Annotated in this window: 16 protein-coding genes; 6 read left to right on the forward strand and 10 right to left on the reverse strand. The window is 68.2% G+C overall.

Features of this window, described 5'->3' with window-relative positions:
• Positions 1 to 66: 66 nt before the first annotated feature.
• The gene (locus MRBLWO14_RS00755; protein WP_341934586.1) at positions 67 to 558 is read right to left on the reverse strand and encodes an MFS transporter permease; all 492 of its coding nucleotides are present in this window, start codon (positions 556 to 558) and stop codon (positions 67 to 69) included.
• Between the two features lie 109 nt (positions 559 to 667).
• Between MRBLWO14_RS00755 and map the strand changes: the two genes are divergently transcribed.
• On the forward strand, positions 668 to 1,450 hold the full coding sequence (gene map / locus MRBLWO14_RS00760) for a type I methionyl aminopeptidase (RefSeq protein WP_341934587.1): 783 nt from the start codon (positions 668 to 670) through the stop codon (positions 1,448 to 1,450).
• Positions 1,451 to 1,461: 11 nt separating this feature from the next.
• On the opposite strand, the gene MRBLWO14_RS00765 is transcribed toward map, so the two are convergent.
• Together MRBLWO14_RS00765 and MRBLWO14_RS00770 are read right to left on the reverse strand one after the other, a co-directional pair.
• Positions 1,462 to 1,908 carry a pyrimidine dimer DNA glycosylase/endonuclease V gene (locus MRBLWO14_RS00765; protein ID WP_341934588.1) on the reverse strand — a complete coding sequence of 149 codons (447 nt, stop codon included), beginning with the start codon at positions 1,906 to 1,908 and terminating at the stop codon, positions 1,462 to 1,464.
• Positions 1,905 to 2,639 carry a class I SAM-dependent methyltransferase gene (locus tag MRBLWO14_RS00770; protein ID WP_341934589.1) on the reverse strand — a complete coding sequence of 245 codons (735 nt, stop codon included), beginning with the start codon at positions 2,637 to 2,639 and terminating at the stop codon, positions 1,905 to 1,907. Before MRBLWO14_RS00770 ends, MRBLWO14_RS00765 begins: the two co-directional genes overlap by 4 nt.
• Before the next feature lie 73 nt (positions 2,640 to 2,712).
• On the opposite strand from MRBLWO14_RS00770, the gene MRBLWO14_RS00775 reads away from it, so the two are divergent.
• Positions 2,713 to 3,306, forward strand: a complete 594-nt coding sequence (locus MRBLWO14_RS00775; protein WP_341934590.1) for a histidine phosphatase family protein — start codon at positions 2,713 to 2,715, stop codon at positions 3,304 to 3,306.
• Here MRBLWO14_RS00775 and trmD read toward each other — a convergent pair.
• From trmD to rpsP, 4 genes are read right to left on the reverse strand one after another with little or no spacing between them, the layout of a single operon-like run.
• The gene (gene trmD / locus MRBLWO14_RS00780; protein WP_341934591.1) at positions 3,303 to 4,004 is read right to left on the reverse strand and encodes a tRNA (guanosine(37)-N1)-methyltransferase TrmD; all 702 of its coding nucleotides are present in this window, start codon (positions 4,002 to 4,004) and stop codon (positions 3,303 to 3,305) included. The genes MRBLWO14_RS00775 and trmD overlap by 4 nt on opposite strands.
• Before the next feature lie 19 nt (positions 4,005 to 4,023).
• On the reverse strand, positions 4,024 to 4,644 hold the full coding sequence (rimM, locus tag MRBLWO14_RS00785) for a ribosome maturation factor RimM (protein WP_341934592.1): 621 nt from the start codon (positions 4,642 to 4,644) through the stop codon (positions 4,024 to 4,026).
• Position 4,645: 1 nt separating this feature from the next.
• Positions 4,646 to 4,876, reverse strand: coding sequence for an RNA-binding protein (locus MRBLWO14_RS00790; RefSeq protein ID WP_096715970.1), 231 nt, complete (start codon positions 4,874 to 4,876; stop codon positions 4,646 to 4,648).
• Positions 4,877 to 4,882: 6 nt separating this feature from the next.
• Positions 4,883 to 5,320, reverse strand: coding sequence for a 30S ribosomal protein S16 (rpsP, locus tag MRBLWO14_RS00795; RefSeq protein WP_341934593.1), 438 nt, complete (start codon positions 5,318 to 5,320; stop codon positions 4,883 to 4,885).
• Positions 5,321 to 5,527: 207 nt separating this feature from the next.
• Here rpsP and MRBLWO14_RS00800 point away from each other — a divergent pair, with 207 nt between their 5' ends.
• Entirely contained in the window at positions 5,528 to 6,679 is a 1,152-nt protein-coding gene (locus MRBLWO14_RS00800; protein ID WP_341934594.1) for a glutamate--cysteine ligase, read from the forward strand.
• 2 nt (positions 6,680 to 6,681) lie between these two features.
• On the opposite strand, the gene MRBLWO14_RS00805 is transcribed toward MRBLWO14_RS00800, so the two are convergent.
• Positions 6,682 to 7,653, reverse strand: a complete 972-nt coding sequence (locus tag MRBLWO14_RS00805; protein ID WP_341934595.1) for a sugar-binding domain-containing protein — start codon at positions 7,651 to 7,653, stop codon at positions 6,682 to 6,684.
• A 102-nt stretch (positions 7,654 to 7,755) separates the two neighbouring features.
• Between MRBLWO14_RS00805 and MRBLWO14_RS00810 the strand changes: the two genes are divergently transcribed.
• The 3 genes from MRBLWO14_RS00810 to glpK all read left to right on the forward strand — a co-directional run bounded on the left by MRBLWO14_RS00810 (position 7,756) and on the right by glpK (position 11,860).
• Positions 7,756 to 9,465 carry a glycerol-3-phosphate dehydrogenase/oxidase gene (locus MRBLWO14_RS00810; RefSeq protein ID WP_341934596.1) on the forward strand — a complete coding sequence of 570 codons (1,710 nt, stop codon included), beginning with the start codon at positions 7,756 to 7,758 and terminating at the stop codon, positions 9,463 to 9,465.
• A gap of 97 nt (positions 9,466 to 9,562) precedes the next feature.
• On the forward strand, positions 9,563 to 10,315 hold the full coding sequence (locus MRBLWO14_RS00815) for an MIP/aquaporin family protein (protein ID WP_341934597.1): 753 nt from the start codon (positions 9,563 to 9,565) through the stop codon (positions 10,313 to 10,315).
• 30 nt (positions 10,316 to 10,345) lie between these two features.
• Positions 10,346 to 11,860 carry a glycerol kinase GlpK gene (gene glpK, locus MRBLWO14_RS00820; RefSeq protein ID WP_341934598.1) on the forward strand — a complete coding sequence of 505 codons (1,515 nt, stop codon included), beginning with the start codon at positions 10,346 to 10,348 and terminating at the stop codon, positions 11,858 to 11,860.
• Between the two features lie 69 nt (positions 11,861 to 11,929).
• Here the strand turns inward: glpK and MRBLWO14_RS00825 are convergent, their stop codons facing one another.
• Together MRBLWO14_RS00825 and MRBLWO14_RS00830 are read right to left on the reverse strand one after the other, a co-directional pair.
• Positions 11,930 to 12,844, reverse strand: coding sequence for a hypothetical protein (locus tag MRBLWO14_RS00825; RefSeq protein ID WP_341934599.1), 915 nt, complete (start codon positions 12,842 to 12,844; stop codon positions 11,930 to 11,932).
• A gap of 61 nt (positions 12,845 to 12,905) precedes the next feature.
• Entirely contained in the window at positions 12,906 to 13,784 is an 879-nt protein-coding gene (locus MRBLWO14_RS00830; protein WP_341934600.1) for a LysR family transcriptional regulator, read from the reverse strand.
• Between the last annotated feature and the right edge of the window lie 17 nt (positions 13,785 to 13,801).

Below are 13,801 nucleotides of genomic sequence, written 5' to 3' on the forward strand. Positions count from 1 at the left end.
CGGTCACGGCACAAGGAACTATTCTGCCATGGATGCAGCCCACCGCCAAAACGCGGCGCCCGTCCGTCAGGCGTCGCGCTGTTCGGTCTCGCGCACGACGATGACCTCGCGCGGTCGAGCGGTCGGAGTCGGCTCGTCGACGCGAGGGATGGTCGACCAGGAGATGGTCTCGCGGAGGCGCGCCCCGCTCCCCCTCGCCTCGTTCCACAGCTGCCACAGCTGCAGCCAGATCAGAGCGATACCCGCGATGATCGCGGCGGTCAGGAGCCATCCGAAGGCGCCGTCGATGAAGAGGCCGACGGCGATGGTGAGTCCGTGCCACACGGTGAATCCGGCGACGTCCCACCAGGACACCGCCCGCTCGGCGCGCACAGAAGGACGGGAGCGCGTGAGCACCGTGAGAAGCAGCTGCCCGACGAAGACGGAGGGCACGGCGATGAACAGCACCCACAGGATCGCCCAGCCGCCCTGGAACACGCCCCACCCGACGAAGAGCCACAGTGGCAGCAGGAACGCGGCCGGGAGCAACCACCGGAAGAACGCCTGACGCAACCACATGCCTCGATCGTACGACGGCATGCTGTACGCGTCCGGAGTGTTCGCTCTGAGCGCGTGCGGGCTCCTCGCTGACGGATCAGGGAGAATGGACGGGACGAGAGGACACCCGATGATCGAACTGCGTACCCCCGCCGAGATCGACGAGATGCGCGCCGCCGGACGCTTCGTCGCCGAGACCCTGGCGACCCTGCGCGAAGACACGAAGGTCGGGACGAATCTCCTCGCGATCGACCGCCGCGCGCACGACATGATCCGCAAGGCGGGCGCGGAGTCCTGCTACATCGACTACCACCCCTCGTTCGGCGCCAGCCCGTTCGGCAAGGTCATCTGCACCTCGGTGAACGACGCAGTCCTGCACGGGCTCCCCCACGACTACACGCTCCGCGACGGCGATCTCGTCTCTCTGGACTTCGCGGTGTCGGTGGACGGATGGGTCGCCGACTCGGCTGTCTCGTTCGTCGTCGGAACACCCCGCGACGAAGACCTCCGGCTGATCGACACCACCGAGCGCGCGCTCACCGCCGCGATCGATGCAGCGGTGATCGGCAACCGGATCGGCGACATCTCGGCCGCCATCGCCGCGGTGTCGCACGGCGAGGGGTACTCCATCAACACCGACTTCGGCGGGCATGGCGTAGGCCGCATCATGCACGGCGATCCGCACGTCCCCAACGACGGCCGCGCCGGCCGCGGTTTCCCCCTGCGCGAGGGACTCGTCTTCGCCCTGGAGCCCTGGCTGCTGGCCACGACCGACGAATTGGTCACCGACCCGGACGGGTGGACGCTGCGCAGCGTCGACGGCTCGCGCGGCGCGCACTCCGAGCACACGGTCGCCGTGACGGCCGACGGGCCGATCGTGCTCACCGATCGCTCGTTCCTCGGGGTGGACTGACGCCGCAGCGCTCACTCCTCCTCCGACGCGCGCTCCCAGCCTGCGACCGGCCCGTCGAGGACATGGAACAGCGGATGCGGCTCGGGCGTCGTCACGCCCGACCAGACCTCGAGGAGGTCGGGATTGCGCACCGTGAGCTTCGCCGTGAGGTGCCCCCATTCGAAGGCGAGCTGACCGGTCGTGACGGAGAGCGCGTCGGCCTGGCGGGCTGCCGGGCGGTCGATGCGGCTCCGGTCGAATCGATACCCGCGTTCGTCGGCTTCGATCGCGACGCCCTCTAGATAAGAACCGAGCGCGTCGAGCGGCTCGGGTGCGGCGCGGAATCTCTCGAGCTGCGGGTGCCTGTCCCATCCGCGGGTGCGTCCGGCGAGGACTGCTTGCGCGAGCAGGGTCTCCCGCCAGCACGCCACGAGCCCCTGACGATCGAGGTACTGGGGATGCAGCGACCAGATCCTCATGCGCGGGTGTACAGGAAGACGTCGGTGAGGTGCGGCAGGTCGAAGCTCTCGCGGCCGCGCGTCGCGGCATCCGCGTCCAGGATCTCCGCGATCGCGGCTGTCATCGCCGCCTTCGCCGCCGGATCGGCGATGAGGAACGTGCTCACGGTCGACCACCGCGCGAGGTAGTCGGCGCGGGTGATCCGCTCGACCCAGCGGAACGATTCGAGACGGTCGAAACGGAACCCGGGAAGCTCCTCCGCCGTGCTGGTCGTCTCATCGGCCTCGCCCACGGCCGGATGGATGACGCGCGAGGCCGCATGGTCCCACGAGCACGCGGGGTCGGAGCGGTTCCACAGCAGGCCGAGCGTGCCCTCAGGCTTCAGCACCCGCGCGATCTCGGCACACGCGGGCACCCGATCGAACCAATGGAAGGCCTGCGCCACCGCCACGACGTCCACCGCCGCGTCGGCGACCGGGATCTGCTCCGCGTTGCCCTCGAGAGAATCAACGGCTGGCAGCTTCTCGCGGAGGACATCGAGCATCGCGACCGACGGCTCGACCGCGATGACCCGATTCGCGCGGGCCATCAGATGCTCGGTGAACTTGCCCGTGCCCGCTCCCAGGTCGAGTGCGACATCGACGTGTCGCGGGACGATGGCATCCGCCGCGGTCGACGGGAACCCGGGCCGGTATCGATCGTAGTCCGCGCCGATTCCCTCGAACGATCTCGCCAGCGCCTCATCGACCATGCTCCGACGGTACCAGCCGGGTGCATCGCCTCCGTCCGTCGACGCCGTGCACCGCCTGTGCCATTCTGAGGGCATGATCCCGCAGGACCGTCGCGTGCCGGAGCGACTGCTCCTGGTCCGACACGGTCAGACGGAGTGGAACGTCGAACACCGGCTCCAGGGGCAGCTGGACTCGCCTCTGACGGCCGAGGGGGTGCGGCAGGCGGCGTCCGTGGCGGAGCGGGTCGTCGGACGAGGCGTCACGATCGTCTGCTCCAGCCCGCTCGGACGGGCGCTGCGCACGGCCCTCGTGATCGCCGAGCGGCTGGGCGTCGACGTCGTCGAGGTCCCCGAGCTCGCCGAGGTCCACCACGGACGGATGGCGGGCATGACCTGGGACGAGATCGACGTGCGCTTCCCCACCGCCAGGGAGGATCGCGCCGCGAACCGCTACGGCTGGGCCTTCCCGGGCGGCGAGAGCTACGCACAGGCGCGTGCTCGCGCCCGACGAGCGCTGTCCGTGTGCGGCTGGTCGGCATCGGGCACGCCGCTCGTCGTCAGCCACGAGATGATCGGACGGATGCTGCGCGCCGAGCTTCGAGGACTGGATGCGCCGAGCGCGCTGGCGCTCCGGCATCCGCACGGCGTGGTCTTCGAGATCGACCACCGCGGTGAACGGATGCTCTAGTTCTCGTCGCCCGGGAGCAGATCGGGACGGCGGAGTCGGGTTCGCTCCAGCTGCTGCTCCCGACGCCACGTGGCGATCGCGGCGTGGTTGCCGCTGAGCAGTACATCGGGCACCGGGCGATCCCGCCAGAGGGAGGGCTTGGTGTACGACGGGTACTCGAGCAGCCCGTCCTCGTGCGACTCCTCGACGAGGCTCTCGGGGTTTCCCACGACTCCGGGGACCAGGCGACCGATGGCCTCGATCATCGCCATCGTGGCGACCTCTCCCCCGTTCAGAACGTAGTCACCGAGACTGATCAGTCGCACCTCGCCCCGTGCCGCCGCGTACTCGAAGACGCGCTCGTCGATGCCCTCGTAGCGTCCGCATCCGAAGATGAGGTGCTCGCGTTCGCTGAGCTCGCGCGCCGTGGCCTGCGTGAAGACCTCGCCGGCGGGCGACGGGAAGATGATGGTCGGTCGAGCCGAGGCGTCGATCGGCGCGAGGTCGTCGATGGCCGCGGCCCACGGTTCCGGTTTCATCACCATCCCCGCACCGCCGCCGTACGGGGTGTCGTCGACCGTGCGATGACGATCATGGGTCCAGTCGCGGAGATCGTGCACGGCCAGATCGAGCAGCCCCGTGCTGCGAGCCTTTCCGAGCAGTGAGAGGGTCAGACCGTCGAAGTACGACGGGAAGATCGAGACGACGTCGATGCGCACGAGAGGATCCGGTCGGCGCTCAGGGGGTCGCGTCGGAGCCGGACGACTCACCGGCATCCGCTTCCGCGTCGGCATCCGCGGCGCCCTCGGAGTCGGGCAGTTCTTCGAACAGGCCGGCCGGGGGTGTCACGATGACCCGTCCGGCGGCGATGTCGACGGTGGGGACGATGGCCTCGACGAACGGGACCATGATCTCCTGCTCGCGCGCCTTGACGATGAGCAGGTCCTGGGCGGGCAGGTGCTCGACGCGGATGACCCGACCGACGACGGTGTCGTCGCGGACGACGTCCAGCCCGACGAGCTGGTGGTCGTACCAGGCGTTGTCCTCGGGCTCATCGGCATCCTGGTCGATCCAGAGGATGGCACGCACGAGACTCTCGGCGGCGTCTCGATCGTCGACGTCCTGGAAGAAGACGACGGAGTTCGCGTTCATGACGCGGTATTCGCGGACCGTCACGGTCTTGCCGTGCCACGGAGATGCCTCGGGCACCTGCAACGTGAACTCGGCGCCCGGGGTGAAGCGACGCTCCGGGTTGTCGGTGTACAGCTCCAGTTTCAACGCGCCCTTGAGGCCGTGGGCCTTGACGAGGCGCCCCACGCGGAGCTGGTTCTTGCCCTGGTTGCGGTCTTTCGGCACCACGTCAGTCGTCCGCGACGTCGACGCGGACGCGCCGCCCGTCCGCCAGGGCGGAGACGAGGGTGCGCAGAGCCTTCGCGGTGCGGCCGCCGCGCCCGATCACGCGTCCACGATCGTCGGGGTGCACACGCACCTCGAGGAGATCGCCTCGCGGCGACGTGGAGGCGTTGATGCGGACATCCTCAGGGTGATCGACGATCCCCTTGACGATGTGTTCGAGCGCGGCGGCGAGCACGGCGGATTACTCGGAGTCGGCGGCGGGAGCCTCAGCGGCCTCCGCGTCGGCCTCGGCGGCGGGAGCCTCCTCTGCGGGAGCCTCCTCCTTCTTCTCCGCCTTGGGCTTGATGACCGACTTCTTCGACGAGTCCGCCTCGAAGGCGGTCTTCTCGTCGGCGACCTTGAGGGTGGACTTCGCGTCCTTGTCGCCCTTGAAGGTGCCCCAGTCGCCCGTGATCTTGAGGAGCGCGGTGACCTGCTCGGTCGGCTGGGCGCCGACGGACAGCCAGTACTGCGCACGCTCGGAGTCGATCTCGATGAACGAGGGCTCCTCGGTGGGGTGGTACTTGCCGATCTCCTCGATCACGCGACCGTCGCGCTTGGTGCGCGAGTCGGCGACGACGATGCGGTAGTAGGGCGCGCGGATCTTGCCCAGGCGCTTGAGACGAATCTTGACAGCCACGATTCTCCTGAATTGTGTGGAAGGAAACGAACCGGTCGCCTGGAGAGTGGGGTGCACATCCGGCGGAAGCTCAGAGGGAGGACTCGTGCTGGATAGAGGGTCGAGCACGTCGTCCGACCCTCTATTCTGCCAGACTCCGCGGCCAGTCGCGAAACGCGGGGACACGATCCCGGTCGTGTCGCACGACTCGCGTGCCAGACTGTGCGGGTGACAGTCGAGTTCGCCGCCTCAGACCGCTCCACCGTCGGCCTGGAATGGGAGCTCATGCTCGCCGATCCGGCGACGGGCGACCTCGTGGGGCGCGCCCCCGAGCTGCTGGAGGTCCTCGAGGCGAACAGTGCCGAGGAACGGTACACGGTGACAGGCGAGCTGCTCACGAACACCATCGAGGTCACGAGCGGGATCGGCGACTCCGTCGCGCACGCCGTCGACGACATCGCCAACGCCATCGCCGCCGTGCGGACCGCGACAGACCCCGCCGGTGTCGAGCTGCTCTCCGCCGGCAGCCATCCGTTCGCCCAGTGGTACGACCAGGAGGTCACCGACAAGACGCGATACCACACGCTCATCGAGCGCACCCAGTGGTGGGGGCGCAACATGATGATCTGGGGTATCCACGTGCACATCGGCATCGAGGATCAGCGCAAGGTCATCCCGATCATCAACGCGCTCTCGGCCTATCTCCCCCACCTCCAGGCGCTGTCGGCCTCGAGCCCGTTCTGGGCGGGCGAGCGCACCGGGTACGCCTCGAACCGCGCGCTGGTCTTCCAGCAGCTCCCCACCGCCGGCCTGCCCTGGCAACTGCAGGACTGGGCCGCCTACGAGGCGTACCTCGACGACATGGTCAGGACCGGTGTCATGGCAGACGCCACCGAGGTGCGCTGGGACATCCGTCCCGCGCCCCGCTGGGGGACGATCGAGATCCGCGCGTGCGACGGACTGTCGACCCTGCCGGAGCTCGCTGCCGTCGCCGCACTCGTGCAGGTTCTCGTCGAGCACCTTTCCCGCGAGATGGACGAGGGACGCGAACTGGCGACGATGCCGTCCTGGTATCACCGGGAGAACAAGTGGCGCGCGGCGCGCTACGGGCTCGATGCACGCCTGATCGTCGATGCCGCGGGAGCGCAGCGACCGGTCCGCGACCACATCGCGGAGGTCCTCGACGAACTGGCCCCGGTGGCTGTGGAACTCGGATGCGTGCGAGAGTTCGGCAGCATCTCGACGATCCTCAGCGAGGGTGCGAGCTACGAGCGGCAGCTCACGATCGCGAACGCGACCGGCGGCGACCTCCGAGCCGTGGTGCAGCATCTGATCAGGGAGTTCCGGTCGGGTCCGGAGGCCTCGACCGAGAGGCCCTGATCTCAGTCCTCCACCAGGCGGCGGGCCAGCCCCTCATCCAGCACGACGTCTGTGACGAGGTCTGCGGCGATCGCCGCACGCAGACTCGCGAGCTTCGGGATGCCGGACACGACGCAGACGCGACGCGGAACCCGTCGCAGTCTGTCGAGACCGGGACCGGTCGCGCGCGCATTGACCCGGATGTCCTTCCAGGAGCCGTCCGCGCGGAAGAACACCGTGGCGACGTCGCCGATCGCATGGTCCTCGCGGAGGCTGCGGTAGTCGTCGCGGCTCAGGTAACCGCCGACGTAGACGCGGCTCGGGACCTCGGCGGCCGGCGACCCGAGGCTGAAGACGGCGATGTCCATCTTGGCCTGCAGGTCGAGCACCCGCCGCGTGCTGCGCTCGCGCCACATGGCCTCACGCGTCGAGGGGTCGTCGAAGAAGGCCGGCACGGGGAACTGCTGCACCTGCGCGCCGAAGGCGCTGCCGAACCGCTGCAGGATGTCGCTGGAGTACTCCACGCCGCTCGTCTGGGTGTTGCCCGCTCCGTTGAGCTGCACGACCGTGGTGTTGTGCGTCTCCTTCTGGGTGAGCTCGCGACTCACCGCGCTGATCGTCGATCCCCACGCGACCCCGACGATCATGTTCGAATCCACGAACTGCGAGAGCAGGCGGCCGGCCGTGAGGGCGACGCGCTCGAGCCGCTCGACCTCGCTCACGATCTCCGGCGTCGGCACGACGTGCGCCACGACCCGGTGTCGATCGCGGATCCGCTGTTCGAGCATCCCGAGCCTCTCCAGCGGGGAATTGATGCGGATGTCGACGAGTCCGCTCTCCCTCGCGAAGCTCAAGAGGCGCGAGACCGAGGACCGCGAGGTCTTCAGCTCCTTCGCGATGACCTCCATGGTCTTGTCCTGCATGTAGTAGAGCTGCGCTGCGGTGAGCGCCGCGATCAGCTTGGAGTCGCGGGATCCGGGCTCTGCGTGTGGCATGGCGACCTCCTCGACACCGATCCTTGCACATATGTGCAACGGGCTTGCGCGTGAGGGTCGCACGGGTCGATGCTGGGGGCAAGCAATACAGGGAGGTCGAAGATGATCGAGTCGACACACTCGTCACCGGAGCGCGCAGAGGTTCGCGCCGTTCGCGAAGCAGGACGCACGAGCGTCCTCATCATCGGAGCAGGCATCAACGGGATCTCCACGTTCCGTGATCTGGCGCTCCAGGGCGTCGATGTCGTCCTCGTCGAGCGCGGTGACTTCGCCTCCGGGGCTTCCGCCGCGTCGAGCCACATGATCCACGGCGGCATCCGCTACCTGGAGAACGGCGAGTTCCGCCTGGTCCGTGAGTCGGTCGAGGAGCGCAACGGACTGCTGAAGATCGCGCCTCACTACGTGAAGCCGCTGCAGACGACCATCCCGATCTACTCCACGTTCTCCGGGATCCTGTCGGCGCCTCTGCGGTTCCTCACGCACAAGAGCGGCAAGCCGCAGGAGCGCGGTGCGTTCCTGATCAAGATCGGCCTCACGATCTACGACACGTTCTCGCGCGACGGCGGCACCGTCCCGCGTCACCGCTTCCTCGGGCGCAAGCGCTCGCTCGCCGAGCTGCCCTCGCTCGACCCGAACATCAAGTACACCGCCACGTACTACGACGCGTCGATGCACGACCCGGAGCGCCTCGCGCTCGATGTGCTGCAGGACGGCCGCGCAGCCCACCCGGGCGCGGTGGCGCTGAACTACGTCGAAGCCGTGTCGCGCGACGGCGACAAGGTCGTGCTGCGCGACCGCGAGAGCGGTGCCGAGTTCACCGTCGCCGCCGACGTCGTCGTCAACGCCTCCGGCCCGTGGACCGATCTGACCAACGACGCACTCGGCACCGACACGCACTTCATGGGCGGAACCAAGGGGTCGCACATCGTGCTCGACCACCCCGAGCTCCTGGAAGCGACGCGGGGACGCGAGATCTTCTTCGAGCACTCCGACGGACGCATCGTCCTGATCTACCCGCTCAAGGGACGTGTGCTCGTCGGCACCACCGACATCGACGCCGACCCGCGCGAGGTCCCCGTGTGCACCGAGGAGGAGATCGACTACTTCTTCGACCTCATCCACCACGTGTTCCCGCAGATCGCCGTGACGCGCGAGCAGATCGTGTTCAACTTCTCCGGCATCCGCCCGCTCCCCCGCCATGAGGACACGGCACCGGGGTTCGTCTCGCGCGACTACCGCGTCGAGGTCGACAGGAAGGGCGCGACCCCGCTGGTCAGCCTCGTGGGCGGGAAGTGGACCACGTTCCGCGCGCTCGGCGAATCGCTCTCCGATGTCGTGCTCGACCTTCTCGGGCGCTCCCGTACCGTCTCGACCGCCGGTCGCGCGATCGGAGGCGGACGCGACTTCCCGCGCACCGAGAAGGCTCGTCGCATCTGGATCCAGGAGAACCTGGCCGGCGCCGGCGACCGGGCCGAGAAGCTGCTCGCGCGCTACGGCACCCGCGCCGCGGAGGTCTGGACCTTCGTCGAGCAGGGCGATGACGCGCCCCTCGCTGGCGGCGACCTCTCGACGCGCGAGCTCGAGTGGATGGTGCGCAACGAACTCGTCGCGCGGCTTCAGGACGTCGTCCTGCGTCGCACCAGCATCGCCTTCACCGGCAACGCGGACGCCGAGGTGCTGGACGAGCTGGCGGACGCCCTCGCGGCGCTGCTCGACTGGGATCGCGACCGTCACGACGCCGAGGTCGAGGAGACTCGGACGCTGCTGAACGAGCGCCACGGACTTCACATCCCGTCCCGCACCCGCGGCTGACGGGATCCTCCGACCGTCGCCCTCCTCGCGACGAACCACAATAAAGAAAAGTGCCGGAGCAGAGGGGCTCCGGCACGCGAGAAAGGTCAAAGAAGACATGACTGATGTGAATCTCGGTCTCTACTTCCTGTCGGAGTTCGTCGGCACAGCGCTGCTGATCCTCCTCGGATGTGGTGTCGTCGCCAACGTCGCCCTGGCCAAGAACAAGGGCTACGGCGGCGGCTTCCTGATGGTCAACTGGGGATGGGGTCTCGCGGTCTTCGTGGGTGTCCTCGCCTCGGCGTACTCCGGTGCGATCCTGAACCCCGCCGTCGGCATCGGCCTGCTGGTCGCCGGCAAGATCGACTTCTCGCAGTTCGCGACGGCGACCGGTGCCGAGCTCCTCGGCGCGATCGTCGGTGCCATCCTCGTGTGGCTCGCGTACAAGCAGCACTTCGACGAGGAGCCCGAGCCCGCGAACAAGCTCGGCGTGTTCTCGACCGGTCCGGCGATCCGCTCCTACGGCTGGAACCTCGTCACCGAGGTCATCGGCACCTTCGTGCTCGTCTTCGCGGTGTTCGCGTTCGCCGACTACGGCGTCGCCGACATCGGCGTGCCCGGGGGCCTCGGACCGCTGAGCGCTCTTCCCGTCGCTCTCGTGGTGGTCGGCATCGGCGCGTCGCTCGGTGGACCGACCGGCTACGCCATCAACCCTGCGCGTGACCTCGGTCCTCGCATCGCCCACGCGATCCTGCCAATCAAGGGCAAGGGCTCCAGCGACTGGTCCTACTCGTGGGTCCCGGTCGTCGGTCCGCTCGTGGGTGGCGTGCTCGCCGCCGTCGCGGCACCGGCCCTCCTCGGCCTCGCCTGAACCGCCACCTGACTTCGAAGGAGAACATCCATGGCTGACTACATCATCGCGATCGACCAGGGCACGACCTCGAGCCGCGCGATCATCTTCGACAAGAAGGGCAGCATCGTCGCGACCGGACAGAAAGAGCACGAGCAGATCCTCCCCAAGGCGGGCTGGGTCGAGCACGACGCCTCCGAGATCTGGCGCAACGTGCAGGAGGTTATCGGTCTGGCGCTGAGCCGCGCCGATCTCACCCGCCACGACATCGCCGCGGTCGGGATCACCAACCAGCGCGAGACCGCCGTCGTGTGGGACAAGACCACGGGCAAGCCGGTGTACAACGCGATCGTCTGGCAGGACACCCGCACGCAGGAGATCGTCGACCGTCTGGCCGGCGACGAGGGCGTCGATCGGTTCAAGTCGATCGTCGGTCTTCCCCTCGCCACCTACTTCTCGGGAACCAAGATCACCTGGATCCTCGAGAACGTCGACGGTGCTCGCGAGAAGGCGGAGGCCGGGGACCTGCTCTTCGGCACCACCGACAGCTGGGTGCTCTGGAACCTCACGGGCGGCATCGACGGCGGCGTGCATGCGACCGACGTCACCAACGCCTCGCGCACGATGTTCATGGACCTCGAGACGCTGGAGTGGCGCGACGACATCCTCGAGGCCTTCGGCGTGCCGCGCTCGATGATGCCGGAGATCCGCTCCTCCTCCGAGGTGTACGGCGCGGCCGAGAGCTCGTCGCTCCTGCGCGAGACGCCGATCGCCGGCATCCTGGGCGACCAGCAGGCGGCCACCTTCGGGCAGGCCGCATTCGACAAGGGCGAGAGCAAGAACACCTACGGCACGGGCTGCTTCCTGATCTTCAACACGGGCGAGGAGATCGTCCGCTCGAAGAACGGACTGCTCACGACCGTCGGCTACAAGCTCGGCGACCAGCCCACGCACTACGCCCTCGAAGGATCGATCGCCGTCACCGGATCGCTGATCCAGTGGCTGCGCGACCAGCTCGGCATCATCTCGTCCGCCCCTGAGGTCGAAGAGCTGGCCGACAAGGTCGAGGACAACGGCGGTGTCTACATCGTCCCCGCGTTCTCGGGTCTGTTCGCTCCGTACTGGCGTCCGGATGCCCGCGGCGCGATCGTCGGCCTCACCCGCTACGCGAACAAGAACCACATCGCGCGGGCGGCATTGGAGGCCGTGGCGTTCCAGACACGCGACGTCCTCGACGCCGTGAATGCGGATGCCGGAGTCGACCTGTCCGAGCTGAAGGTCGACGGCGGCATGGTCGCGAACGACGCACTCATGCAGTTCCAGGCGGATGTCCTCGGTGTGCCTGTCGTGCGCCCCGTCGTCGCGGAGACCACCGCGCTCGGCGCCGCGTACGCCGCAGGCCTCGCTGTGGGCTTCTGGAGCGGCCTCGACGACCTGTCCGCCAACTGGCAGGAGGACAAGCGCTGGGAGCCGTCGATGGACGAAGCCGAGCGCGACCGTCAGCTGCGTCTGTGGCGCAAGGCCGTCACGAAGTCGATGGACTGGGTCGACGAAGACGTGAAGTGATCTCAGGATCGTGAAGAAGCGGGCTCGGAGGATTCCCTCCGGGCCCGCTTCGTCATTCGGGGGTGGCGGTCAGAATCCGTTGACAGCAGCGAAGAATGCGCCGGTGCCGTCGATGTTCACCGATCCGCCCTCATGCGTGGATGTGACCCTCTCGTAGCCCGCTTCGCTCCAATAGAACACCTCCGGCGAGATCTCACCGACGCCCTTGCTGAAGCGCAGTTGAGCGAGCTGGGCCAGCTCGCCCGCCACCGAGAGCGCGCCCGGGCTCTCCACCACGTGAATCAAGAACTCGTGCCTCGACGGCACGGCGAACAGCACGCCGTGAGGTGCGGACATGACGCCGGCCGCCGCGAGGAGGGCAGGGACGTCGAGGACGTGGCTGGCCGTGAACAGCGAATTCGTCATCGCCACAAGGACCCGTCCCGAACCGACATCGAGAGCCGCGAACTCGTCGAGCGGTTCAGCCGATACCGCGTCGATGGCCGTCTTCCACAGGGAGTCGGTGTCGAATCGGCTGACGATCGCATCGGGAATGGCGCTTGCTGCCTCTGGGAGATCGAGCATGAGTATGGCCTCGAGTCCGCTCGCGATCGTTCGCCGGTACGTGAACGCCTCACGGTGGCTCTCGGGGAGATACGAGCTCGCGATGAGCCGAGCCTTCACGAGCGACAGGATCTCGTCGTCCGACAGATCTGCCTCGGCGGGCCCGGATCTGCGACTCAGCAGCCCCGAGATGTGCCGCCCTACGACCTGCGGCCAGTCCTGCCGCGGTTCGGCCTTCGCTGCACGCGAAAGGTTGTAGAGTCCGAATTGGCCGCCCGAAGAACTCTGGGCGTACTCCCCGTGCAGCGTGATGGTTCCCTCGGACGCCGGCCACATCTCGGCGAACAGTCGCCGGAGGTAGTCTGCTTCCTCGACGGTCAGATCCTCGAGATCGGGGTCGCGGTCGGCGGTCTTCTTCTTTCCGAAGTTCAGAAATCCCACAGGTCGTCTCTTTCTCCGACCCCCGCCCGAAGCCCTTCCTCGGCGTCGACGACCGGCGGGCTCAGGCTAGTCGATCGCTCGCAATATTCAGGAATGCTCGGGCGGCGCTCCGAGGGTCTGTCGCGTGCCACGCGAGGTACTCGCTCCGCGCGGGTCCGTCGCGCACGTCGACGGCTGCCACGCGCGCGACGGAGCGGCGGACCACGCCGCGCGCGAGGAGGGTGACGGCGAGCCCGGATGCGACGAGGTCGAGGATGAGCTCGGCCGAGTCGGCCTCGAAGGCCACATCGCGCTCGACGCCCGCGGCACGGAACGCGACATCGCTCTGCATGCGTCCCGCGGTCCCCGCGGGGAAGTCGGCGAACAGTTCTCCTGCCAGGTCCGCGAGGTCGACGGAGGTCGCCGCTGCGAGGCGATGGTCTGCGGAGAACACGGCCTGCAACCTCTCGGTCGCCAGCGTCCGGGATGCCACGCCGTCGGGGACAGCCCCTTCGCGCAACCCCAGCACGGCGACATCCAGCTCCCGAGAGCGAATCGCAGCGATCAGCGCGTCGCTGTTCCCCATCCGCATCTCCACACGCGACGACGGATGCGCCGCTCGATACGCACGGAGCGCACCGGCGACGTCGATCGCCGTGACCGTCGGGATGACGCCGAGCCGCAGCACCCCGACGATAGCTCCGGAGGCCGCGGCCGCTTCTTCGACCGCCTGGTCCGCGGACGACACAGCCGCCCTGGCGTGCGTAAGGAACGCCTCACCGGCCTCTGTGAGCGCGACGCTGCGACTGGTGCGAACGAACAGCCGCTGCCCGATCTCCCGTTCGAGAGCTGCGATCCGATGGCTCAACGCCGACTGGGTGACGAAACAGGTCGCAGCGGCCCGGGTGAAGCTGGCCGTCGCGGCGACGGCCACGACGTAGCGCAACTGCTGCAGGTCCATACTTCCATGATCGCTAT

This window comes from Microbacterium sp. LWO14-1.2, from assembly GCF_038397715.1.
Classification (GTDB): Bacteria; Actinomycetota; Actinomycetes; order Actinomycetales; family Microbacteriaceae; genus Microbacterium.